This window comes from uncultured Lutibacter sp., assembly GCF_947495725.1.
Lineage (GTDB): Bacteria > Bacteroidota > Bacteroidia > Flavobacteriales > Flavobacteriaceae > Lutibacter.
This window is the reverse complement of the sequence record NZ_CANLZZ010000009.1, coordinates 17,259-42,327: the sequence shown is the minus strand read 5'-3', so window position 1 is coordinate 42,327 and position 25,069 is coordinate 17,259. Positions and strand designations below refer to the sequence as shown.

Below are 25,069 nucleotides of genomic sequence, written 5' to 3'. Positions count from 1 at the left end.
TGATTAATGCTCCAAAAATCTAGATTTTATTTTCTATTAATTCTCTTTTTATTAACGGTTAAAATAAATGCTCAACAACTTGTGGGTAAAGTTGTTGATGCCGCAAATAGTTTAGAGTTAAGTGATGTTGTATTTACTTCAAAAGAATATAGCACTAAATATATATCAACCAAAAATGGTGAAATAAAGTTGCCAAAAACTGGAATATATTCTATTAATAAAATTGGATATATTACTCAAGAAATTTCTCTAATTAGCACAAATTATTTTGTTGTAAGTCTTAAACCAACATTTGAAACACTTTCAGAAATTGAAATTAAAGCACTTAATTTTAAACATAAATTAAATGAAATTCCAGCTTCTATTGCTCTTATTCAAAAAAAAGAAATTGCGGTAAACTCAACAAATGTTGCGCAGGTAATTAATAAAATTCCTGGTATATATATGCATTCTGGAACGTATACAACAAACAGAATTACTATAAGAGGAATTGGCTCTAGAAATTTATATGGAACAAGTAAAATTAAAGTTTATTACGACGACATTCCATTAACAAATGGATCGGGAGAATCATCTATAGAGGATATCGAATTAACAGCATTAGGAAGTGTTCAAATTTTAAAAGGATCTTCTGCTACACTATTTGGCTCAGGTTTGGGTGGTGCAATTCAGTTTGTTCCGGAGAAAGGTTTTTTTAGCGAACAAACCCTAAATACTGCTTTAACAATCGGATCTTTTGGTTTAAACAAATATGTACTCCAAACCGAACTTGGAAATAATACAAACTCCGCAAACCTTATTTATTCGAATTTTCATAGTGATGGATATAGAGACAATAATATTACAGATAAAGAATCTATAACTATTGCATCTAAACATTTTTTTAATAGTAAAAACAGTTTTTCTTTTTTTGGAAATTATATTGATTTAAAAGGATTCATCCCTAGTTCAATTGATGAAGAAAATTATTTAAATAATCCCACTTCTGCTGCTTTTACTTGGAATAACGCTAAAGGTTATGAAGCTTCAAAAAAAGGAATGATTGGTGCTTCGTGGAAACATACTTTTAATGATTCTACTAACCAATCTACAAATATTTTTTATTCAAATTTTGACACTTATGAAGCCAGACCTTTTAATATTTTAAAAGAACAAACTGCTGGTTTTGGAATTAGAACTCGCTTAAATTCTTTAAGTAAAATTTTTAATTCTAGTTTTAATTGGGTAATTGGAGGTGAATTTTTTAAAGACTCCAAATCTTATGGAACTTTTGAAAATTTATATAAAAACGCATCGGAAAATTCAGGATCTATTGAAGGTGAACGTTTAAGTAAATGGAAAGAAAACAGAACTTATTTTAATTTATTTTTTGATTCTAAATATAATTTATCAAATAGTACTCAATTAAATATTGGAGTAAACTTAAACAACACTTATTACAAACTTTTCGACAAATTTAATTCTGGTTTTGAAAATTCATCGGGATCGTATAATTTTAAAACTAAACTCTCGCCATCCTTTGGTATCACCCAACAAATAAATGAAAATTCTATGTTGTATGGATCTATTAATCACGGATTTTCAGCTCCTACTTTAGAAGAAATACTATTACCAAACAATGAAATAAACTCAACTATTAAACCCGAGGAAGGTTGGAATTTTGAAATTGGCAGTCGTGGAAAATTAATTAACAGCACACTTAATTATTCTGTTTCTATATTTTATATGAATGTTAAAAACTTATTAGTTGCAAAACGTATTGGAGATGATCAATATGTTGGTGTAAACGCCGGTAAAACTAGTTATAAAGGTTTTGAGTTTTCCCTAAATTATAACATTTTTAAAAACAATACTTTAAAAATTTATAACCAACATAATGTAAGCATTAACAACTTTAAATTTAACGATTTTATTGATTTTGAAAATGACTATTCTGGAAATTATTTACCGGGAATTCCTAAATTTACTTACAATACATCAATTAATTTAGAAACAATCTTTGGTTTGTACACAAATTTAGATTTCAATTATTTTGGGAAAATGCCATTGCGTGATGATAACATACTTTATTCCAAAAAATATCAATTAGTAAATGCATTAATTGGCTACAACATTAATATTAGCAAACGGTTATCGTCAAACATATTTATTAAATTTAATAATGTTTTTAACGAAAAATATGCTTCTATGTTATTGATAAATGCCACAAGTTTTGGTAATTCAAAACCACGATATTATTATCCTGGAGAGCCCACAAATTTTATAGGAAATATCAATTTAAAATATACTTTTATATAAAAATAAACCCAACAACTTTCTTAAAAAGTGCTGGGTTTACATTACATCAAATTACAAATTTTTATAAAAACTTAGGTTTAATAACCAACATAACCCAAGCCCAATTTTGGCTTCCCGCTGCTAAAGATTCATCTAAACCTTTAAGTTCATACATTCCGTCGCTTGCAAACATTTGAGAATACCCTGCTACTAAAGAATATCCTTTGAATTTTTTAGAAAAAACTAAATCTACTTCAGTACCTAAACTTTTTTCACCGCTAGGCAATTCTTGTTCTCCCGAAAAATTTAGAGCTTTTACAAGTAAACTAGACTCGTTACCTAAATTAAAAGTGGCACTTGCATGGATATCAAATAATCCAATTGAGTTTGCGTGATTTCCAACGTAAAAATAGTCCATAAAACCATTAAACTTATGGTTTGTTCCGTAAAGTGGGAAAAAAGCTCCTGTCTCTCCAGCATCTCCGTCATTTCCACTAATAATTTCAGTTCCTAATCCAAAAGTTACTTTATCTGTGGCCTTTAAAGAAAAATCTACACTCGCTAAATACGCACCTTTAACATCAACTTCGCCTTGTCTTTTTCCTGTTTGTAAAAATAAATTTGCAGCTGCTCCAAAAGTTCCCTTTTTATAATCTAAATGAGTTCCTATTGTTTGCAAATTACTAATATCTTCAGTTTCTTGAAATCCGTTATTTAAAATTAATAGGCTTCCTGAAAATGAATCCCAAGAATTTTTTAAATATGCGTATTGCATAGTTTTGTAGGAGAAAAATCCAGTTGTGCCGTAATAATTTCCTGAAGAAATGAATCCTGTTGGATTATCATAATCTTGATTAAAAGCTAAACCTAGATCAAACATAAATTTATCTTTATTATATCTTAAAAGTGCAGCATCGTGGTTTCTACCTTGTTGTGCCCAATCTAGACTTCCAAATATTCTATGATCGTCATAAATAATTGCCTGACGACCAAGTTTTGTAGTTAATCCTTCACCTAAATTAATTTCAGCCCAAGCTTGAAAAACAGCAAAAGAATTGTTTTCGTCATCAGGTAAAATTTGTCTGTTTTCACCCCAAACCATTACATCTTGTAAGCTAATATATAAATTGTATCCTTCTGCTTTGTAGCCAAATTTTAAACGAGCTCTTGTAGATATACCAAAGCCAGGTTCAGCTGCGTCGGCTATTAAGTTTCCAAATCCATTTCTATATTCAGTTCTAGGTCTTAACTCTCCTTCTAAAGAAAACTGCGCTTTACTGGTAATTGAAATTAATACTAGAAATACTAAAATTAAAATTTTTCTCATTGTTATTAGTTTTTGTTTAGTTTTGATATTATATTTAAAGACCTTTTTGTCTTTTAAAATGCGAAAATAAATCAATTCAAACTTTTAATCACTGATTTTTATCAACTTTTTTGTAATTACCATAAAATATTTAAACTTACAACTGAAAATAAAAAAAGAAATATTAGTACCGATGCTTTCCAAAATACATGCGCTTTTCTTAATTCCATAAAATAAAACGAAACCCCAACAAATTTAAAAATAGAAAGTATTAATATGATTGTTGAAGTAAACTCTAAATTACTATTTGAGAAAATAGCAGAAACAATAGTTAATACTATTAAAACAATTAACACTTTTAAAAATACAGCATTCTTCATACTAAAATATTAAATAAATTACCGGAAATAACAACAACCAAATTAAATCGCACATATGCCAAAAAGCAGCACTTGCTTCTACATCTTCTAATTTTGTTGAATTATTTTCTTTTTTTATTCCAAAGTAAATTGAGATTAAAATAACTAAACCAACTACTACATGAATTACATGAAACAATGTAAGCATCCAATAAAATGAGAAAAAGGTATTGTAGCCCATTGTTAAACCTGCATCTATTTTACCATAGTATTCAACACTTTTAAGTAGTAGAAATAAAACACCACCTAACATTGTTAATTTTAAATATAATGAAGTTTTAGCCGTGTTTTTTTCTTTAAAAAATGCTACTGATTTTGCCATAAGAAAACCGCTAGTAATTAAAAATAGCGTATTTATAGCACCAAAAGTTGAGTTTAATAATAGTCTTGAAGTATGAAATACCTCAGGCTCATCCTTACTATAAAGTATCATAGCAACTAAGGCAATTCCAAAGGTAAATAATTCTAAAAATATAACTATCCACATTAGGATTCCACCAGGTGGATAGTATAAGTTTTTATGATTTAATGATTGTGTTTCCATAAATTAATCCCAGTCTAACAAACGTTTTTGACCTTCTAATTTTTGAATATCTGTAATATCTTGCGACATTTCAATAACTCCTTTGTATTCTTTATTATCGTTTCTAATAGCGAAATATCTAATATGAATAATTCGTCCTTTAAAATTGAACCAAAACTCAGCAACATCTTTTGTTCCTGCTTTAAATTCTTCAACAATACGCAACACCATATCTACACTTTTTGGCGGATGACAAAAACGTACCTCACGTCCAATAATTCCTTTACTTCTAGGAAAAACTCGATCGTCTCCTCTATTGTAAAAAATTACTTTATCATTTTCATCAACATACGTAATATCTACTGGTAAAAAACGAAGTAATAAATTTACTTGTTCAGGTGTCATATATCCCTCATCATAATGAAATGTATTATCTAAAGAAAACGATAAATCACGCTTTTTAAAATCTTTACTTGGATGTACATATTCTTCCTTTTCAAGTGCTGGATAAGGAGTTGGTTTTTCTAACAACATCCAACCAATTTCTTCATCACCTTGATAAAATTCTTTCCAGTCATCTTCGCTCAACAAATCCATTGAATTTGGAAATAAACGCGTATCTTCAATAGTCATTAACCGTTTTACACCTTCAATTAAATAAGGAATATTATCAATAATTTTGGCTGTATTTTTCTCTTTATTATAACCATTTAACAAACGAATTTGATCTCGTAAATTATCATGAAAAGACCACATTCCTTGGCTTGGACCTTCCCAACCATGTTTTTCTAAATATGGAAATAACTGATTTTCTTTACGAGCAAAACGTTTTTCAATAGTTGTTAATTGATTAAATATGTTAAAATACTTCTGAAAATCCTTTACTGGATCAGCATCATATAATTCTAATAAAATATCTTGTATTAAGGCACCTTCCTGATAATAAACTTTTACAGGATGTCCTTCAGGTAATTTTTCTATGGTAGGTAAAAATGAATCCATTATTCAATAAGATTTAAAGCTTTTGGTATTAATACATTTTTTTCGAAATGCATGTATTTATGTACTTGGTGTTCTAATTGTTGTAAGTTTTTATATAAGAATTTATATGAATTACAAGCACTCTCTGGAGTTGTGTAGTTAGATGATAATTTGGAAATTTCTTTAAAAGAATCTCCCATTAAACCTTGTGCAATTTCATTTCGTTTAATAGCTTTTTGTAAGGCTTGTAAACTTTCTAACGTAACTTCTTCAGATTTTTCATTTGCATCAACAATTTCATTAATACTTGGATACAAACTCATTATTGAATTTTTAAATGTTTCGGTTATTACCATCTCAACAGCAATAATCAATTCATTTATTTCAATAACTTCTTTATGTTCGCTACCATGAACTTGCGCTACTTTAGCAGCATATGGCAAAATCTCATACAAACCATCGCTAATTGTTGTATGGAAACCACCTTTTACCTCACTAATTAACGTAGGAATATCTAATTCTTCAATGTTTGTTTCTCCAGAGATTTTATTATTTATTGTTTCAATTTCTTGTTTTAAAATATCAAAATCGACTCCACTTTCCTTACACGCTTTTTCTAACGTATCTCCACCTCCACAACAAAAATCAATTTTGTACTTACTAAAAACGTAATCAGACCCAAGATTTTTTGAAACAACCTCTGCTACCGTATTTTCTTTTGTTATTTGCATTGTTATAATTTTAGATTACAAAGATATTAAATAAAAGACAATTTTATCCTTTTTTATAAAAAAAATACAACAAACTATACTACAACGTTTTAGATGGAATATTTCTTAATTAAAATCTGCTTATTTTCAACAATTAAGCTAAGATTGATGTTTAATTTTCTCGTATAATTGAACTAAATATTTTAATAATTCTGAAGGTGTTGTTAAAATTTGATAATGATTTTGTCCAAACATTTGAGGCAGATAATATTTTGCTTGTGCTTCAATGGCTAAAGCATATGAATTAATATTACGTTCATTTAATTCCCGAAGTGCTTGTTTTACATCATTAACACCATATTTACCTTCATACTTATCGTAATCATTTGGTTTACCATCAGAAATTAAAATAACCCACTTATTTTTAGTATCTCGCTTATCTAACATTGCACCTGAATGACGCAAAGCAGCACCAATACGTGTATAACCACTTGGCTCAACTGCACCAACTTTAAACTTTGCTTTGTTCCAATCTTCATCAAAATCTTTTATCGTAATATATGACGAATGATTGCGCGTTTTTGAGTAAAAACAGTCTATTGAAAAATCGATATTAAACTCTTCTAAAATTTCTCCAAACAGAATTGAAACCTGTTTTTCAACATCAATTACTTTATTTCCTGCGGCGTACCCATCGCTTGATAAACTAATATCTAGCAACAATAAAATAGATAAATCCTTCTCTTTTTTTCGTTTAGAAATGTATATTTTTTCTGAAGGTGTATGTCCAGAGTGTACATCAACAAATAAATCTGTTATGGCATCAATATCAAACTCCTCACCTTGCGTTTGCCTGCGCTGTTGTTGGTATTTATTATTTACCGTAGTTAACATTTTACGCAAACCATTTAATGTTGAACGGTTATCGTTTAATGTTTTTTTGTAATACGGAACGTCTGTTTTTAATAATGATTTTGGGTATACTTTACAAAAATCAGGTTTATAACTTCGTTTTGTATAATCCCATTCATCGTATTTAATATGGTAACCTTTTGAATCAATTTCTGAACTTTCTGAAACCGTTGTGTTTTCAATAAAATCGGCTTGATATACAGAATGTACCGTATCATCAACGCGCACTGTATATTTCATATTAATATCTTCTAACGCATTGGAATGATCATCTAATTCATCTTCACCATCAAAATCTCTAAAATTTCCTCCAAATTCTTCAGCCGTTTCCACTTTTTCAAACTGATGTTGCAAAACAGCATCTTCTTGTTGTTTAATATCTACCTGAACAGAAATAATTTCTTCAACAGCATTAGATTTTAAAATAGTTTTTGGCTTCTCTTCATCTGCTTTTTTAACCTTTTCTGTAAAATTCTGTAATTTTTCTTCTGAAGCTTCTTCAGGATTATTTCGCATCCATTTTCCGTAGATAAATGAAAAGTCTTTAGCAGTGTAACTTTTTTGTTTTTCAGAATAAAATTGAACAAATTTGTTATAATATTTTTCCGTTATCGGAAATTGTTCAAACAATGAAGTCAAAACTTTATTAGCGTTTTCTTCAGCTTTCTGCTGACTCTCTAATAACTCGTGTTCTTGATTATCATTCCAATTTAACTCTAAATTCTTTTGAACTGATAAGTATAAAATTCTGAATAAATAAAATGAAATATTTTCATCAACAGAAGTAAATTCAACAAACCGACTTGGTAGAAAAAAGTTATTATTTTTATAACCTCCTTCTCGTTCAGCTTCATAAATATCAATAGATTCACCAGTAATAGCACGTGCCAAAATAGTTAAACGAGGTTTTAAATCGTTTAAATTTACAGCATGTAAAATATCTGCCTGCCTTTTTTTACTTTTTCGTTTAAAGTAATAGGCAAGTTTTGTAAAAAGATATTCATCCGGTTCAAACATTACTTTTAGTTATTGAGTTTAGTTTTTGGTTAATTGCTATTTGTTATTGTGTGTATTTTTATGTTGATGAGATTCTGAAACATACTTCGACAGACACAGTATGACATGACTTATTAACCATTTTTGACTTAGACAGGCTCATTATGACAACTTTTTATTTTCAGCTTGTTTTCAACTCCTCTCGTCCACTTTCAATTTCAATCTCCCAACTTCCAACTTCTGACTTCTAACTTCTCACTTCCGACTCCCTTTAAATCATTAGATTACATAAATCTTTTAAAGCTTCAACCACATCTAAATCATCGGTTAAAGGTTCTACAATCGCAACTTCAACAGATAAACGTTTTGGTAATCCGCTATAAATTAGTTTTGCAGCATCAACCAACAAACGCGTAGAAACAGTTTCTGCCAAACCAAGCTCTGTTAAATTTCTAATCTTAGTAGCAATATTTACTAGTTTTTTAGCAATTTCCTTATCTACCTTAGTTTCATTTACTAATATTTCAGCTTCAATTTTAGCTTCAGGATAAGCAAATGATGTTGCTATAAATCGCTGACGAGTAGATGGTTTTAATTCTTTAAATCCTTTTTGATAACCAGGATTAAAGGATGCAACCAACATAAAATCTTCGTGCGCTTTTACAGTTTCACCTAACTTATCAATAAACATTTCACGTCTGTGATCTGTTAAAGAATGAATGGCTACAATTACATCTGGTCTTGCTTCAGCAATTTCATCTAAATAAATAATTGCTCCTTGTTTTAAAGCAGTTGTCAAAGGACCATCAGACCAAATAGTTTCTGCTCCTTTTATAATATATCTTCCTACTAAATCTGTTGAAGAAGTTTCTTCATGACAAGAAATTGTAATTAATTTTTTATCTAATTTATGAGCCATATACTCAATAAATCTAGATTTACCCGTTCCTGTAGGACCTTTTAATAAAAATGGAATTTTGTTTTTATAAGCGTGTTCAAACACTTCAACTTCTTTTCCTACTTGGTGGTAATATGGTAATTGATTTTTCATATTAAAAAATTTAAAAAACCAGAACTAAAATAAACTATTAAGTATGGAATAATTATAGTTTACCATAGCTCTGGCCAAATCTAAAATCAATATTTTAATTATTTAATTCCAAAGCTTCATCGGTTGGTTTACCGTGCTTGTAAAAATCTATAATATATAATACAATTCCTGTTGTAAACATAGTTGCGCAAAGTATCAACACTACAAAATGTATGCTTATTTCTTTTTGAACAGCCATAAATTCCATTCCAAACTTACGTTCTAAATAAACCTGAGCAACACCTGCAACACCAAAAGCAACGGTCATACCAATCATACCAATATTAGATAACCAAAAGGCCGCTCTACCACTCGCAGATTCGTATAATTTTCTACCTGTCATATTTGGCAAACTATAACTAATTATTGCTAAAACAATCATTGCATACGCTCCCCAGAAGGCTAAATGTCCGTGCATTGCAGTTACTAAAGTTCCGTGAGTGTATAAATTTGTTTGAGGTAATGTGTGTGCAAAACCTAACAAACCTGCACCAACAAACGAAACAATTGCTGAACCTAATGTCCAATATAATGCTAATTTATTTGGATGTTTCTTCTCTCCTTTTCTGTACATATTTACAGCAAATAATGCCATTGCTAAAAACGCTAAAGGTTCTAATGCTGAAAATATACCACCAACTACTAACCAAATTTTATTTACACCAATATAATAGTAATGGTGACCTGTTCCTAAAACACCTGATAAGAATGTTAATCCAACAATTACGTACAGCCATTTTTCAATAACTTCTCTATCTACACCAGTTAATTTAATTAATAAGAAGGATAAAATACCTCCCATAATTAATTCCCAAACACCTTCTACCCATAAGTGAACAACCCACCAACGGAAAAAAGAATCTGTAACTTGACTATCGAATGGTAACATACCCGGTAAATACAATAAAGCTGCAAATAAAAGACCCATTGACAATACTAAAGCTGTAGTTGTTTTTCTTTTTGAAGTAAATAATGTTGTTAGAATTAATCCTAAAAATAGTAAAACGTTTACTACTACTAAATAATCTAAAGGTCTAGGAATTTCTAAAAATTTTCTTCCTTCCCAATAATTAAAATGATAACCAACAACTGCTATTACACCAACAATTGCCAAACTAATTAACTGAACGTAAGCTAGTTTAACACTTACAAGTTCTTTTTGAGCTTCTTCTGGAATAATATAATAAGCGGCTCCCATAAACCCTGATAACAACCAAACTACTAATAAATTAGTATGAACTGCTCTTGCGGTATTAAAAGGAATAAAATCATGTAAATTATCGAACCCTATTCGTGCGAATCCCATGATAAAACCATAGGTAATTTGTAAAACTAATAGCAACATTGAAAGGGCAAAAAACCAATACGCTACTTTTTGTGATTTATATTTCATCTTTATAATTTCTTAGTTGTTAATTTTTTCTTTTGCTAACGGTGATATTTTTCTATCGACTCCTACTACTTCTCCAAACCCGTTTAAGTCAATTTCACCTATCCATTTAAAAAAAGCTACAACATCTGAAGCTTCTTGCTCGGTCATACCATAAGCTACCATTTTTCTACCATTTGGTTGCCAAGGTCCTTGAGACATTAAAATGCTCTTAATTACTTGCTCCCCGTTGCCATCATATTTTTGGTTTAAACGGTCTACAACTTTAGTTAATTCTGGTGCATAATATGCGCCTTCACCAAGTATTGTATGACATCCCATACAATTGTTTGATTCCCAAATTTCTTTTCCTCTTACAACTTCTGCTGTAATATTGCCGTGATTTGTTTGGTCAACTTCTTTTGATAAAGAAAATACTGTAAGTCCTATAAAAATTAGAAACGTTACTAATGTTCCCCCCAAAAAGAAAGCTCTTGCCTGTTTTTTAGATAACATGTGTTTAGTTGTTTAATTAATTAATTTTTCAGTTTTAAATATATTAAGACCTTTTTATCTTTTATAAAAGCAAAAATAGATTATAATTTTTATTTATCAGTGACAATTGTCAGTTATTTTACTTTTTATCGAATTCAGGGGAAAGATCTTTTAACGAAAGTTTTCTACCATGAGATACAATTTCTTCGGAAAATTCCATAATATTTTTATCTCTAAACTTCCCTAAAATACTGTTTTTAAACGGTTCAACTATAAAATGAACGGGACAAGGGTTACTTCCATCACATTCTGATAACCCTAAAAAACATTCGTTTAATCTATTTAAACCATCTATATTCTCAATTATATCTAAAACCGATTTCTTTTGGTTACTCTTTGTTAAATAAAACCCTCCATTTGGTCCTTTTGTAGATGAAATTATTTTCCCTTTAACCAATTGTTGAAACAATTTAGCCAAAAAAGGACTTGGAACATCTATACTTTCTGCAATTACTTTAACGCTTATTTTTTTCTTGTCTTTAACATGTTCTGCCAAAAATAAAGTTGACAAAATTGCATACTTACTGGCACGAGATAACATCATAATCCTTAACTTTTCAATTTCAATACGGTAAAATTAACAAAAAAAGACAAACATGTATTATATTTTTTCAAATTGAACAGTAAAATGTCTCATAATTGGCGCTTCATCAATAATTTTATATCCTGATTTTGCTTCATTTCTTGTATCATAAATATTTTTTAAAGCAACGGCAATAAAATCCATGTGATTATTAGTATAAGTTCTTCTAGGAACTGCCAAACGTACCAATTCTAATTCTGGATATCTGTTTTCTCTTGTAATTGGATCTCTATCCGCCAAAACTGTTCCTATTTCTACGCCCCTAATTCCACCTACAATATACAATTCTATTGCTAAAGCCTGAGCTCTATATTCCTCTCTAGGAATTGTTGGCACAAATTTATTGGCATCTAAAAATATAGCATGACCTCCAAAAGGTTGTTGAACTGGAACTCCATATTCCACAAGCTTTTTACCCAAATAAGCTATTTGTTCTACTCTACTTTCTAAATAATTAAATTCTGTAGATTCGTTTAAACCAACTGCCAATGCTCCCATGTCTCTTCCATTCATTCCTCCATAGGTTATAAAACCTTCAAACATAATATTAAACACGGTTGCTTTTTTAAATATTCCCTTATTATTTAAGGCTATAAACCCTCCCATATTTACAAGTCCATCTTTTTTAGCACTAATAGTCATTCCATCTCCATAAGAAAAAACTTCTTTTACAATTTCTTTTATGGTTTTATTTTCATAGCCTTTTTCTCTTTTTTTAATGAAATAGGCATTCTCAGCAAATCTAGCAGCATCAAAATACAAAGGAACACCATATTGTTTGCACAAATTTGAAACCTCTTTTACATTTTTAACAGAAACTGGTTGCCCACCAGCACTATTACAAGTTATTGTAAGAATAACAAAAGGAATTTGCTCTTTTGGATATTTTTGAAATACATCTTCTAATTTCTTTAAATCTATATTACCTTTAAACGGGTGCAGTATTGATGTATCAAAAGCTTCATCTATGGTGCAATCTACAGCTGTTGCTTTCCTAAATTCAATATGACCTTTGGTAGTATCGAAATGCGAATTACCAGGAACAATATCTCCTTCTTTTATCATTGCTGAAAACAACACATTTTCGGCAGCTCTTCCTTGATGCGTTGGTAAAAAGTATTTAAATCCAGTTATATTTTTTACTACTTTTTTTAATTTTTTATATGAAGACGATCCTGCATAACTTTCATCACCAATCATCATTTCTGCCCATTGCTTATCACTCATTGCCCCGGTACCAGAATCGGTTAACAAATCAATAAATACATGTTCCGAATCTAAATTAAATAAGTTGTATTTAGCTTTTTTAATCCATTTTAATCGTTGCTCTTTTGTTGAACGCTTTATTGATTCAACCATTTTTATTTTATAAGGTTCTGCATATGGCAATTCCATAAGTAATATTTTTAGTTTAAAAGTTTAAAAGTTTGAGACTGGTAATTAGAAGGCACTATTTAATAAAGCACTCAGGACGCTTAATATTTAAATATAAATTATTACTAGTAAATGTTCTCATTGTTTAAAAAAGTATAGCAAATTTATAAACATTTATTAAAATGGACAATTTTAGTTACAATAAATTGAATAATTAATTAACTGATAAACGTCAGTTATTGTAACAAAAGTTACGGTTAACTTTGACCTTGTATCTTTTTAAGAATTTTAACTTTTTAAAACTTAATAACATACCATTTATATGACAATTATCATTATTTTTGCCAAACATATAGAATTCTAATAAAAGCATCCCTATGAATAAATTCTTATCACTTATATATTCAACCCGTTTAATGGCCGTTTTGTTCCTCGTTTTCGCAATGGCAATGGGGGTGGCAACATTTATTGAAAACGACTATGGAACCGAAACAGCCAAAGCCTTAGTTTATAATGCTTGGTGGTTTGAAGCAATTATGGTTTTCTTTGCAATTAATTTCTTTGGAAATATCTTTAAATATAAATTGTTAAGAAAGGAAAAACTGGTAGTATTAGCATTTCACTTATCCTTTTTATTGATAATTATTGGTGCAGGAATTACACGATATGTTAGTTTTGAAGGAATTATGCCAATTAAAGAAGGTAATGTTACCAATAAATTTCTTTCTGAAAAAAATTATATAAGTATTGTAATAAACGATGGAAAGGAACAAAAAACTCCGGTTCATCATCCAATTTTATTATCCTCACTAGGAAGTAATTCCTATCATTATAAAACAGATTTTAAAGGAACAGATGTTTCTGTTAAACTTACCGACTATATTCCTAATGCTTCGAATGTGTTTGAAGAAAGTGAAACTGGTGATGATTATATTCTTTTTGTCGAATCAGGAGGTGGCGGTCGTCACAATCATTACATCAAAAAAGGAACTTCGGAGTTAGTTCACGGTGTTTTGATTGGGTTTGATGCTCCAAACAAAAACACGATAGACTTTAATTTTATAGACAATAAATTAAAAATTACTTCTGCTGTTGATGGTCAATTTTTTAGAATGGCCGATAGTTTTGAGGGAAACATTAAAAAAGATTCTCTTCAAGATTTTTCTATTCTAGCTGTTCACAATTTAGCCGGATTGCAATTTGTAATCCCTAAAAACCCAATTAAAGGAGCCTATAAAACTGTACCTGGTGACAAGGATCAAAATTCGTTAGCTCAATTAGAATTTGATGTTACCAGCAATGGAGAAACCAAACACATTAAATTAAATGGAGGAAAATTAGCAATTCAACCCCCAACCCAGTTTTCGATTGGAAATTTAAATTTTAGAATGAGTTATGGTGCCCTTCAAAAACAATTACCTTTTAGCATAAAACTAAACGATTTTCAGTTAGACAAATATCCCGGTTCTGAAAGTGCAATGTCTTACGCCAGTGAAGTAACCGTAATAGATCCTAGTGAAACCTTTGATTTTAGAATTTTCATGAATAATATTCTAAATTATAAAGGTTATAAATTTTTTCAAAGTAGTTATAATATAACTCCAGAATATGAAGAAACTCATTTATCTGTTAATCACGATTTTTGGGGTTCTACAATCACTTATATTGGATACTTTTTGTTGTACGCCGGGTTGATTTTAATTTTATTTATGAAACATACCAGATTTGATGCTTTAAGAAAAAGTCTTCAAAAAATGAGGAAAAACAAAGCTTCACTTTCATTACTCGTTTTACTATTTGTTTCGGGAGCAAGTTTTTCTCAACAACACAAACACGATTTATCCGAAAAACAAATTGATTCTGCATTAATTGCCAATAAAATTGACAAAAACCACGCAGAAGCTTTCAGTAAAATTATAATTCAGGATGCTGGAGGTAGAATGAAACCTATTCATACATATGCCTCTCAATTGTTAAGAAAAGTTAGCAAACAGGACACATATAAGGAAATGAATGCTTCTCAGGTATTTTTATCAATTCAACAAAATCCACGCTTATGGTTTCAAATTCCTATTATTTATGTTGAAAAAGGAAATACGAAATTAAGAGATATTATTGGTATTCCACACGATCAAAAATATGCAACACTTGCAAACTTTTTTGACAGCAAAGGGATGTATAAAATTGCTGAAGACCAGCAAAAAGCCCAAAAAAGTAACATTAAAAGTAAGTTTGAAAAAGATGTTGTTAATGTAGACCGGAGAGTTAATTTATTTTATTCTGCAATTACCGGTGATATTTTAAGAATATTTCCTATCCCTAATGATGCAAATAATACTTGGGTATCGCATAATAATTTAAACAACGCACATTTTACTGGACAAGATTCATTATTTGTGCGACAGCTTTTACCAATCTATGTTCAAACCCTATCTGAAACTACAAAAACTAATGATTATACAACCGCAAATCAATTATTAAAAGGATTATCCGATTTTCAAAAGAAATACGGAAGTGCCGTTTATCCTTCTGATAAAAAAATAGATTTAGAAATTGCATATAATAAGTACGATGTTTTTAAAAAACTGTTTAGTTACTATATGTATATTGGAACATTAATGTTTCTTTTTGTAATATTTCAAATTTTTAACAATAACAAAATCATCAACTTTTTAATTAAAGGAAGTATTGCTATTATTATTGGACTATTTTTAATGCATACTGGCGGGTTAATTGCACGTTGGATTGTAAGTGGACACGCTCCTTGGAGTAATGCTTACGAATCTATGATTTATGTAGGATGGGCAACAATGTTATTTGGTTTAATTTTCGGTAGAAGATCTTCTATGACTATTGCTGCAACAGCATTTTTAACTGCATTTATATTAATGGTAGCACATTGGAATTGGATGGATCCAGAAATTGCTAACCTTCAGCCTGTATTAAATTCGTATTGGTTAATGATTCATGTGGCAATTATTGTTGCTAGTTATGGTCCTTTTGCTTTAGGTATGATACTTGGTTTAATTGCATTAATCCTTATGATTTTAACCAATTCTAAAAACAAATTAAAAGTTGGTGCAATTATTAAAGAAATTACCATTATTAATGAAATGTCACTTACTGTTGGGTTAATAATGCTTGTAATTGGTAACTTTTTAGGCGGACAATGGGCCAATGAAAGTTGGGGTCGTTATTGGGGTTGGGACCCTAAAGAAACTTGGGCTTTAATTAGTATTATGATTTATGCATTTGTTTTACACTTAAGATTAGTGCCTGGTTTAAGGGGTCGATTTATTTTTAATGTGTGTTCTGTGGCGGCTTTTGCCTCTATATTAATGACTTATTTTGGAGTTAACTTTTACTTATCTGGATTACATTCTTATGCTAGTGGTGATAAAGCAATTACACCTACGTTTGTATATTATGCCGTTTCAGTTGTTACTGTTATTTCAATTTTCGCATTTATTCAGTATAAAAAACATTATAAAAAATAACTAAAATCGGAGCAAAAATGTAACTTTGCACCTTAAAAAATAATTTTCAATGTTTAATAAGTATATAAAATTAGTTATAGCTGCAGGTATTTTAGTTTGGGCAATATTTCAATTTGCTGATGGTAATATTATGAATGGAATTTCTATAGTATTATTAGCTGGTATTTTTGTGTTGTTTTATTTTAAAAACGAATTTATTTTGTTAGCTTTTTTACAATTAAGAAAACAAAATTTTGCAGGAGCCAGTAAATGGTTATCTTATATTAAAAACCCTAGTAGTGCTTTAATTAAAAAGCAAGAAGGATATTATAACTTTTTACAAGGTATTATGGTTTCTCAAACAAACCTAACTCAGGCCGAAAAATTCTTTAAAAAAGCATTAAGTTTGGGTTTAAATATGAAACACGATGAAGCTATGGCAAAATTACAATTGGGTGGTATTGCAATGTCTAAAAGAAGAAAAAGAGAAGCTACTATGTTAATTAATGAAGCTAAAAAATTAGATTCTCAAGGTGTTTTAACCGATCAAATTAAAATGATGAAAGATCAATTGAAAAAAATATAATTTATTTCAAAAAATCATATAAAAAAAGAGCACAATGTATTGTGCTCTTTTTTTATTTTATACCAATTTGTTTTTATTCAATAATTATTGGATTAAGCTCCGGATTGTATTGAATTATAAAAATACCTTTGTTTTCAAAACTACCAAATAGTTTTTTATTATAATCAAACATAGCTGAAATTCTTGATGATGTTCCAGCCTTTAATCCATCTTCTAAAGAATCTTTACTTGCAAGCCTAATTAGGGCATCATAAGTTACATCAAACCCTCTTATGGCATATTTTGAAGGAAACGAATTATACGTATTTTTAAATTTGTTAAAAAATTGTTTTACCATTGGATTTTGCATATTAACAAAGTCTTTAGAGGCAAATACAAAGTTTAGCTGACCTAAAAAACTATTATCTACATTATCAAAATTCTTTCCTTTATCTATTGATAATAAGGTAATATTATACTCTTCTGCAAACCCTTTAAGATTGTTTATAGTTGCAGCTGTAGTAACAATTTCATCACTAATTAATAATACCCAATTGTTAGTATCTAAACTAAGCTTTTCTTTAAATTTAGTATTATCTATATAGCCTTTATTCGATTTTATAACCTCAACGTTTTGGATAGAATCAAATGCTTTTAAAGCATTTACTGCTTTCCACAATTTACTTTTGGAAGCTTCCAATCCATCATTTACAACAATAATATTTTGCCCTTTATAACTTGCTTTCATATAGTCCAATAATCTTTCCTCCAAATCATCAGAATCCGATTTTATTAAATTATTATTTGAAAGTCCGTCCTGTTTTTTAGAATACATTGGAGCAAAAACAGGTACATCTATTTGCTTAGAAAGCCAATGTGCTTTTTCATAAAATAATGGGCCAATTACTATATCTGTATTGCTAAAATCATTTCTATCAACAATTGTTTTTAATTTGTAATTCGAATTTTCAGTATCAAAATAATTTACATTTATGGATAATCCTTTTCTTTTTAAAGAATCAATTGCTATTGCAGCTCCCATATGAAAATCAGTTGCTATTGTTAATAAAGAATTACTTTTTGAAAAACTTCTTGCCCTTGTAGAATCGGTGTATTTATTGATTTGATATGGTAGCATAATAGCTACATTAATATTCTTTTCTACATTTAAAGATTCAACAAATAAACTTACTCCTTCTAAAACTTCATCTTCCTCATCAATAACAGTATTTTCTTTTATTCTAATTTTTAAAACCATTCCTAATTTTAGTCCATCATTTAAAATTGGATTTAGTTGTAATAATTCTTCCTCCGAAATTTCATACCGTCTTGTTAAATTATATACAGTTTCATCTTTAACAACAGTATGTAATATATAAGTTGCTTCAGAAACTTCTTCCTCTTTATTAACATTCAAAGGAATTTTTATTTTCATTCCAATTTTTAAACCTTCTGCTATATGAGGATTTAGTTTTTTTAGCTGCTCTATTGTGGTATTATACTTTTTAGAAATACCATATAAAGTTTCTTTAGGTAGTATTGTATGATATTCACCTTCATCTTCAACAACTTCAACTACATGTTTACCATAATTTAAATTAGGAACAATAATTACGGTGTTTGCTTTAGGTTTTCTTCCAATATCGGGATTTAACCGCAATAAATCTCTTGTTGAAATTTTATAAACCTTTGCAATACTCTTCATTGTTTCCCCTTTTTGAACTGTGTAGGAAACGTACTTTTTTTGTTGCGCTACTAAACTAATAGTACAAAACAACAATAATGTAAACAGAAACTTTATGCTTTTCATAGATATCATTAATTTAAGTGGTTTTTATTCCCACTCAATAGTTGCTGGTGGTTTGGAACTAATGTCATATACTACTCTATTAACGCCTTTTACACCATTTATTATTTTATTTGAGGTTTTTTGTAAAAATTCATACGGTAAATTAACCCAATCTGCGGTCATACCATCAGTAGATTCTACAGCTCTTAAAACTACCGCTTTTTCATAAGTTCGTTCATCTCCCATAACACCTACAGAATTTACAGGTAATAACATTGCTCCTGCTTGCCACACTTTATTATACAATCCTTCATCTTTTAATCCTTGTATAAAAATATGATCAACTTCTTGTAACATTCTCACCTTTTCTGCTGTTATATCTCCTAAAATACGAATTCCAAAACCTGGACCAGGAAACGGATGACGACCTAATAACTCAGCATCAATTCCCATAGAAGCTCCAACTCTACGAACTTCATCTTTAAATAAGGTATTTAAAGGTTCTACTATTTTTAGCTTCATAAAATCTGGTAATCCACCAACATTATGATGCGATTTAATAGTTGCTGAAGGTCCTCCAGTTGCCGAAACCGATTCAATAACATCTGGGTAAATAGTTCCTTGTGCTAACCATTTTACATCTTGTATTTCGTGTGCTTCATCATCAAAAACTTCAATAAACACACGTCCAATTATTTTACGTTTTCCTTCAGGATCCGATTCTCCTTCCAGTTCTTTCAAAAAACGTGCCGAAGCATCAACTCCTTTCACGTTTAAGCCCATGTGTTTGTATTGATCCAATACATTTTCGAACTCATTTTTACGTAGCAATCCATTATTTACAAAAATACAATATAAGTTTTTCCCAATTGCTTTTGAAATTAATGTTGCAGCAACTGTTGAATCAACTCCACCAGATAAACCTAAAACAACTTTGTCGTTCCCTAATTTTTCTTTTAATTCGGCAACTGTTGTTTCAACAAAACACTCGGGTGTCCAAGTTTGCTCTAAACCTGCAATATTTACTAAAAAGTTTTTTAATATTGTTAATCCGTCTTTTGAATGATATACTTCTGGGTGAAATTGAATACCATAAGTTTGCTCATCCTTTATTTTAAATGCCGCTTTAGCCACATCGTGTGTGCTGGCAATTAATTCAAAACTGTCTGGTAAATCTAAAATGGTATCACTGTGACTCATCCAAACCTGACTTCCTTCAGAAACACCTTCAAAAAATGGTTCGTTTTCTTTAATAAAGGAAAGATTTGCTCTTCCATATTCACGTGTATTTGAGGCTCCAACTTCTCCACCAAAATTATGAGCCATATATTGTGCCCCATAACAAACTCCTAATAAAGGAAGTTTTCCTTTAATTTCGGATAAATTTGGATGTGGAGCATCTTCTGCTCTCACTGAAAATGGACTTCCAGAAAGAATTACAGCCTTGTAATCTTCCACTTTAAAACTTTTGCTATTATACGGGAAAATTTCACAAAAAATGTTTAACTCCCTAACTCTTCGAGCAATCAACTGCGTGTATTGCGAACCGAAATCTAATATAAGTACCTGATGTTGCATCCACAAAAATAATATTATTCTAAACAGTATGAATATTTTATTTATTTTTTTCTCAACAATATTCTACAATTACATCTAATTTAATTCTTAATTAGGCTTTTCACTTCATTATTTACATAAAAAAGGATAAAAAAACACTTTGAAATTAATTAAAATAATGCGTTTTAAGGCCATTTTAAAAAATTACACTCGCCATTTAAACCTAAAATCTTAAAAAACCTTAATAAAAGCGATTTTAAACGATTTAAGCGACTTTAAATTTATTAGCAATTGTTAATAACTTCATACTTTGCCCAATTCTTATATAAAAAATATACTGTCTCAATTACTTATATTTGTGTGTTACAAAATTAATATAATACCTATTTATTAAGTATGAGCGAAGAAGCAAAAAAACACAATTATTCGGCTGATAGTATTCAGGCTCTAGAAGGAATGGAGCACGTACGTATGCGTCCATCTATGTATATTGGTGATGTTGGAATTAGAGGATTACACCATTTAGTATATGAGGTTGTAGATAACTCTATTGATGAAGCAATGGCAGGTCATTGTGATACTATTAATGTTATTATAAATGAAAACAATTCCATTTCGGTAAAAGATAATGGTCGTGGTATTCCGGTAGGAATGCATAAAAAAGAAGGAGTTTCGGCGTTAGAGGTGGTAATGACCAAAATTGGTGCTGGAGGTAAATTTGATAAAGATTCCTATAAAGTATCTGGTGGTTTACACGGAGTTGGTGTTTCGGTAGTGAATGCACTTTCCGATCATTTAAGAGCAACTGTTTATTCCGGAGATGGTAAAATTTGGGAACAAGAATACGAGCGAGGAAAAGCAATGTACCCTGCAAAACCAATTGGTGATACTACCGAAAAAGGTACCATGGTTACTTTTACACCAGACAAAACCATCTTTGCACAATCTACGGAATATAATTATGAAACTTTAGCAACAAGAATGCGCGAGTTATCATTTTTAAATAAAGGATTAACTATAACATTACAAGATAAAAGAGTTACAGACGAAGAAGGAAATAACCCTACTGAAACTTTTTATAGTGATGAAGGTTTACCTGAATTTATTAAGTATTTAGATGCTACTCGAGAGCAATTGATTGGTAATGTAATTTCAATAGAAGGTGAAAAAAATGGTGTTCCTGTTGAAGTAGCAATGGTTTACAATACTTCGTATAACGAAAACTTACATTCATATGTAAATAACATTAATACACACGAAGGAGGTACGCATTTATCTGGATTTAGACGTGGTTTAACAGCTACTCTAAAAAAGTATGCAGATGAATCTGGAATGCTTAAAAATCTAAAGTTTGAAATTGCTGGAGATGATTTTCGTGAAGGATTAACAGCAATTGTATCTGTAAAAGTTGCAGAACCACAATTTGAAGGACAAACTAAAACAAAATTAGGAAACCGTGAAGTTACCTCAGCGGTAAGCCAAGCAGTTTCTGAAATGTTACAGGATTACCTAGAAGAAAATCCAAATGACGCCAAAACAATAGTTCAAAAGGTAATATTAGCTGCAACAGCTCGTCACGCCGCACGTAAAGCACGTGAAATGGTACAACGTAAAACGGTAATGAGTATTGGCGGTTTACCTGGTAAATTAAGTGACTGTTCTGAAACCGATCCTGATAAATGTGAAATTTTCTTAGTTGAGGGAGATTCAGCAGGTGGTACGGCCAAACAAGGACGAGACAGAGCTTTTCAGGCTATTTTACCATTACGTGGAAAAATTTTGAATGTTGAAAAAGCAATGCAACACAAAGTTTTTGAAAACGAAGAAATTAAAAATATGTTTACTGCTTTAGGTGTTTCTATTGGAACCGAAGAAGATCCAAGAGCATTAAATTTATCTAAGTTACGTTATAATAAAATTGTTATTATGTGTGATGCCGATGTAGATGGTAGCCACATTGCCACTTTAATTTTAACATTCTTCTTTAGATATATGAAAGAATTGGTTGAAAACGGACACATATTTATTGCTACTCCTCCATTATACTTAGTGAAAAAAGGACAAAAAAGAGAATATGCATGGAATGATGACCAACGTGATATGATTGCCTTAAATATGGGTGGAAGCGTTAGTATTCAACGTTACAAAGGTCTTGGGGAAATGAATGCTGAACAATTATGGGATACAACAATGAATCCTGAGTTTAGAACATTACGCCAAGTAGTTATTGACAATCAAACTGAAGCCGATAGAGTATTTTCTATGTTAATGGGAGACGAAGTTCCACCACGTAGAGACTTTATTGAAAAGAACGCAAAATATGCGAATATTGATGCTTAACAAGCTTTAGAATTAATTAATAATTTAAAAATACCACTTATTTTAGTGGTATTTTTTTTTTGTTATATTTGAAAACTAACTAAAAACCCCTAACTATGAAAAATTTATCACTATTTTTTCTTGCTTTACTATTTACTTTATCTGTAAAATCTCAAGAAGATGATGGTATGGAAGCCATCCTATTAACAGGTGTTGAAGACGCATCTAAACTAACAAATGCCTATATTAACCCAGCAATGAAAGGACTCATTTTTGGAATGAATAATGGTTGGTATCATACCGCAAAAACACATAAAAAATTAGGCTTTGATATTTCAATTGGCTTAAATGCTGCACTTATACCAACAGAAGATGAAATATTTCATTTTGCCGATTTAGGATTGTCTTCATCAACTACATCAACCTCATTAACAGGAGCTACTGTTGCTGGAGAAAACTCGTTAACAGCACCGGTAAAAGTAAGTACAGTTATTGATGGCGAAGAAGTAACCGCCAATTTTAATATGCCGGGTGGTGTAAAAGATGATCTACCAATTAACGCTATTCCATCACCTAATGTGCAATTAACATTAGGAGTGTCGAATAAAATGGATGTTATGGTGCGTTTTGTGCCAGAAGTAGGCTCGGATGATGTAAAAGGTAAGCTATTAGGCTTAGGATTAAAAAAAGATATTACAAGTATATTTGGCGCTATTGAAAAACTGCCGTTACATGTTTCTATTCTAGGAGCATTTACCAATATGAATGTAAATTATGATATTCAAAACGACAGTTCAATTGCAGGTTCAAACCAAGAAGCTACATTTAAATTGAATTCTTATACAATTCAGGCAATTGCATCTTTAAATTTTCCGGTATTAAATATTTATGGAGGAATTGGATATAACGGTGGTTCTTCAGAATTAAAAATGAAAGGAACTTACGAACTAGAATACGATACAGGAAATCCTGCTCCAAATGACACTAAAACAGAAGTAATAACCGATCCATTATCATTAAAATTTGATGCAAATGGTATGAGAACAACTTTAGGTGCTAGACTAAGTTTAGGCCCTATAAAAATATACGGAGATTACACTTTACAAGAATACAATACTATTACTGCTGGTATAGCAATTAGTATTCGATAAAAAAATGACATATGTCATATAACTCGTTGAAAAATAGCTGTTTTGAGTGAATTCTCATGGCAAAAACGATTTCGTAAATTAAGATATATGTCATTTTTAGTTACCATAAAAATTAGTATTTTTGGTACTTTAATTGAACAAATAAAATAAGATTTAAAATATGAAAGTAACAGTAGTAGGTGCTGGTGCGGTAGGTGCAAGTTGTGCTGAGTACATAGCCATTAAAAATTTCGCAGACGAAGTAACATTAATCGACATTAAAGAAGGGTTTGCTGAAGGTAAAGCAATGGATTTAATGCAATGTGCATCTTTAAATGGGTTTGACACTCAAATTACAGGTGTAACAAATGACTATGCTGCAACTGCAGATAGTGATGTAGCTGTAATTACAAGTGGTATTCCTAGAAAACCAGGAATGACTCGTGAAGAATTAATTGGAATTAACGCAGGTATTGTAAAATCTGTTTCAGAAAACTTAATTAAATATTCTCCAAACGTAATTATTATTGTAGTAAGTAACCCAATGGATACTATGGCTTATTTAGCTCATAAATCAACTGGATTACCTAAAAACAGAATTATTGGTATGGGTGGTGCTTTAGATAGCGCTCGTTTTAAATTCCGTTTAGCTGAAGCGTTAGGATGTCCTGCATCTGATGTTGATGGAATGGTAATTGGTGGACACAGTGATACTGGTATGGTTCCATTAATTGGTAAAGCTGCTCGTAACAGTGTAAAAGTTTCTGAATTTTTATCAGAAGAAAGAATGCAAGAAGTTGTTGAAGCTACTAAAGTTGGTGGAGCTACATTAACAAAATTATTAGGAACTAGTGCTTGGTATGCTCCAGGTGCAGCTGTATCTGCAATGGTACAAGCTATTGCTTTAGATTCTAAAAAAATGTTCCCATGTTCTGCTTTGTTAGATGGTGAATATGGTTTATCTGATATTTCAATTGGAGTTCCTTGTATTATTGGCAAAAACGGTATTGAACAAATTGTTGAAATTGAATTAACTGATGCTGAAAAAGCTAAAATTCAAGAAAGTGCAGTTGGTGTAAAAGCTACAAATGCTTTATTAGACTAATTGTAAACAACACAATTTATTTAAAACTCCTCA

The 25,069-nt window shown here is 30.3% G+C and carries 19 protein-coding genes; 6 read left to right on the top strand and 13 right to left on the bottom strand.

What is annotated here, in order from left to right:
- The first annotated feature begins 6 nt into the window (after positions 1 to 6).
- Complete coding sequence (locus Q0776_RS17180) at positions 7 to 2,298, top strand: TonB-dependent receptor (protein WP_298371071.1); 2,292 nt, start codon at positions 7 to 9, stop codon at positions 2,296 to 2,298.
- A 61-nt stretch (positions 2,299 to 2,359) separates the two neighbouring features.
- Here the strand turns inward: Q0776_RS17180 and Q0776_RS17175 are convergent, their stop codons facing one another.
- The 11 genes from Q0776_RS17175 to Q0776_RS17125 all read right to left on the bottom strand — a co-directional run bounded on the left by Q0776_RS17175 (position 2,360) and on the right by Q0776_RS17125 (position 13,116).
- Complete coding sequence (locus Q0776_RS17175) at positions 2,360 to 3,604, bottom strand: alginate export family protein (RefSeq protein WP_298371067.1); 1,245 nt, start codon at positions 3,602 to 3,604, stop codon at positions 2,360 to 2,362.
- A gap of 116 nt (positions 3,605 to 3,720) precedes the next feature.
- Positions 3,721 to 3,963 carry a cytochrome C oxidase subunit IV family protein gene (locus Q0776_RS17170; RefSeq protein WP_298371064.1) on the bottom strand — a complete coding sequence of 81 codons (243 nt, stop codon included), beginning with the start codon at positions 3,961 to 3,963 and terminating at the stop codon, positions 3,721 to 3,723.
- Position 3,964: 1 nt separating this feature from the next.
- The gene (locus Q0776_RS17165) at positions 3,965 to 4,546 is read right to left on the bottom strand and encodes a cytochrome c oxidase subunit 3 (protein ID WP_298371061.1); all 582 of its coding nucleotides are present in this window, start codon (positions 4,544 to 4,546) and stop codon (positions 3,965 to 3,967) included.
- 3 nt (positions 4,547 to 4,549) lie between these two features.
- Positions 4,550 to 5,527, bottom strand: coding sequence for a PAS domain-containing protein (locus tag Q0776_RS17160; protein WP_298371058.1), 978 nt, complete (start codon positions 5,525 to 5,527; stop codon positions 4,550 to 4,552).
- On the bottom strand, positions 5,527 to 6,237 hold the full coding sequence (locus Q0776_RS17155) for a DUF542 domain-containing protein (protein WP_298371055.1): 711 nt from the start codon (positions 6,235 to 6,237) through the stop codon (positions 5,527 to 5,529). Before Q0776_RS17155 ends, Q0776_RS17160 begins: the two co-directional genes overlap by 1 nt.
- Positions 6,238 to 6,375: 138 nt before the next feature.
- Positions 6,376 to 8,145, bottom strand: a complete 1,770-nt coding sequence (locus tag Q0776_RS17150; protein ID WP_298371054.1) for a VWA domain-containing protein — start codon at positions 8,143 to 8,145, stop codon at positions 6,376 to 6,378.
- Between the two features lie 250 nt (positions 8,146 to 8,395).
- Positions 8,396 to 9,175: a CbbQ/NirQ/NorQ/GpvN family protein gene (locus Q0776_RS17145; protein WP_298371052.1), complete on the bottom strand. Its 780-nt coding sequence runs from the start codon at positions 9,173 to 9,175 to the stop codon at positions 8,396 to 8,398.
- Positions 9,176 to 9,269: 94 nt separating this feature from the next.
- Complete coding sequence (locus Q0776_RS17140; protein ID WP_298371050.1) at positions 9,270 to 10,607, bottom strand: cbb3-type cytochrome c oxidase subunit I; 1,338 nt, start codon at positions 10,605 to 10,607, stop codon at positions 9,270 to 9,272.
- 12 nt (positions 10,608 to 10,619) lie between these two features.
- Complete coding sequence (locus Q0776_RS17135) at positions 10,620 to 11,099, bottom strand: cytochrome c (RefSeq protein WP_298371048.1); 480 nt, start codon at positions 11,097 to 11,099, stop codon at positions 10,620 to 10,622.
- Between the two features lie 118 nt (positions 11,100 to 11,217).
- Entirely contained in the window at positions 11,218 to 11,682 is a 465-nt protein-coding gene (locus tag Q0776_RS17130; RefSeq protein ID WP_298371045.1) for an Rrf2 family transcriptional regulator, read from the bottom strand.
- A 57-nt stretch (positions 11,683 to 11,739) separates the two neighbouring features.
- Complete coding sequence (locus tag Q0776_RS17125) at positions 11,740 to 13,116, bottom strand: tryptophanase (RefSeq protein WP_298371042.1); 1,377 nt, start codon at positions 13,114 to 13,116, stop codon at positions 11,740 to 11,742.
- Between the two features lie 356 nt (positions 13,117 to 13,472).
- Here Q0776_RS17125 and ccsA point away from each other — a divergent pair, with 356 nt between their 5' ends.
- Positions 13,473 to 16,592, top strand: a complete 3,120-nt coding sequence (gene ccsA, locus Q0776_RS17120; protein ID WP_298371039.1) for a cytochrome c biogenesis protein CcsA — start codon at positions 13,473 to 13,475, stop codon at positions 16,590 to 16,592.
- Between the two features lie 49 nt (positions 16,593 to 16,641).
- A complete protein-coding gene (locus Q0776_RS17115; RefSeq protein ID WP_298371036.1) occupies positions 16,642 to 17,157 on the top strand; it encodes a DUF2892 domain-containing protein in 516 nt (171 codons plus the stop codon).
- 73 nt (positions 17,158 to 17,230) lie between these two features.
- On the opposite strand, the gene Q0776_RS17110 is transcribed toward Q0776_RS17115, so the two are convergent.
- Both Q0776_RS17110 and guaA read right to left on the bottom strand, forming a co-directional pair.
- Entirely contained in the window at positions 17,231 to 18,946 is a 1,716-nt protein-coding gene (locus tag Q0776_RS17110; protein WP_298371034.1) for a LysM peptidoglycan-binding domain-containing protein, read from the bottom strand.
- 24 nt (positions 18,947 to 18,970) lie between these two features.
- Entirely contained in the window at positions 18,971 to 20,503 is a 1,533-nt protein-coding gene (guaA, locus tag Q0776_RS17105) for a glutamine-hydrolyzing GMP synthase (RefSeq protein ID WP_298371032.1), read from the bottom strand.
- A 375-nt stretch (positions 20,504 to 20,878) separates the two neighbouring features.
- Between guaA and gyrB the strand changes: the two genes are divergently transcribed.
- The 3 genes from gyrB to Q0776_RS17090 all read left to right on the top strand — a co-directional run bounded on the left by gyrB (position 20,879) and on the right by Q0776_RS17090 (position 25,036).
- On the top strand, positions 20,879 to 22,822 hold the full coding sequence (gene gyrB, locus Q0776_RS17100; protein ID WP_298371030.1) for a DNA topoisomerase (ATP-hydrolyzing) subunit B: 1,944 nt from the start codon (positions 20,879 to 20,881) through the stop codon (positions 22,820 to 22,822).
- Between the two features lie 95 nt (positions 22,823 to 22,917).
- On the top strand, positions 22,918 to 23,952 hold the full coding sequence (locus Q0776_RS17095) for a DUF6588 family protein (protein ID WP_298371028.1): 1,035 nt from the start codon (positions 22,918 to 22,920) through the stop codon (positions 23,950 to 23,952).
- Positions 23,953 to 24,112: 160 nt separating this feature from the next.
- A complete protein-coding gene (locus Q0776_RS17090; protein ID WP_298371025.1) occupies positions 24,113 to 25,036 on the top strand; it encodes a malate dehydrogenase in 924 nt (307 codons plus the stop codon).
- Positions 25,037 to 25,069: the final 33 nt, after the last annotated feature.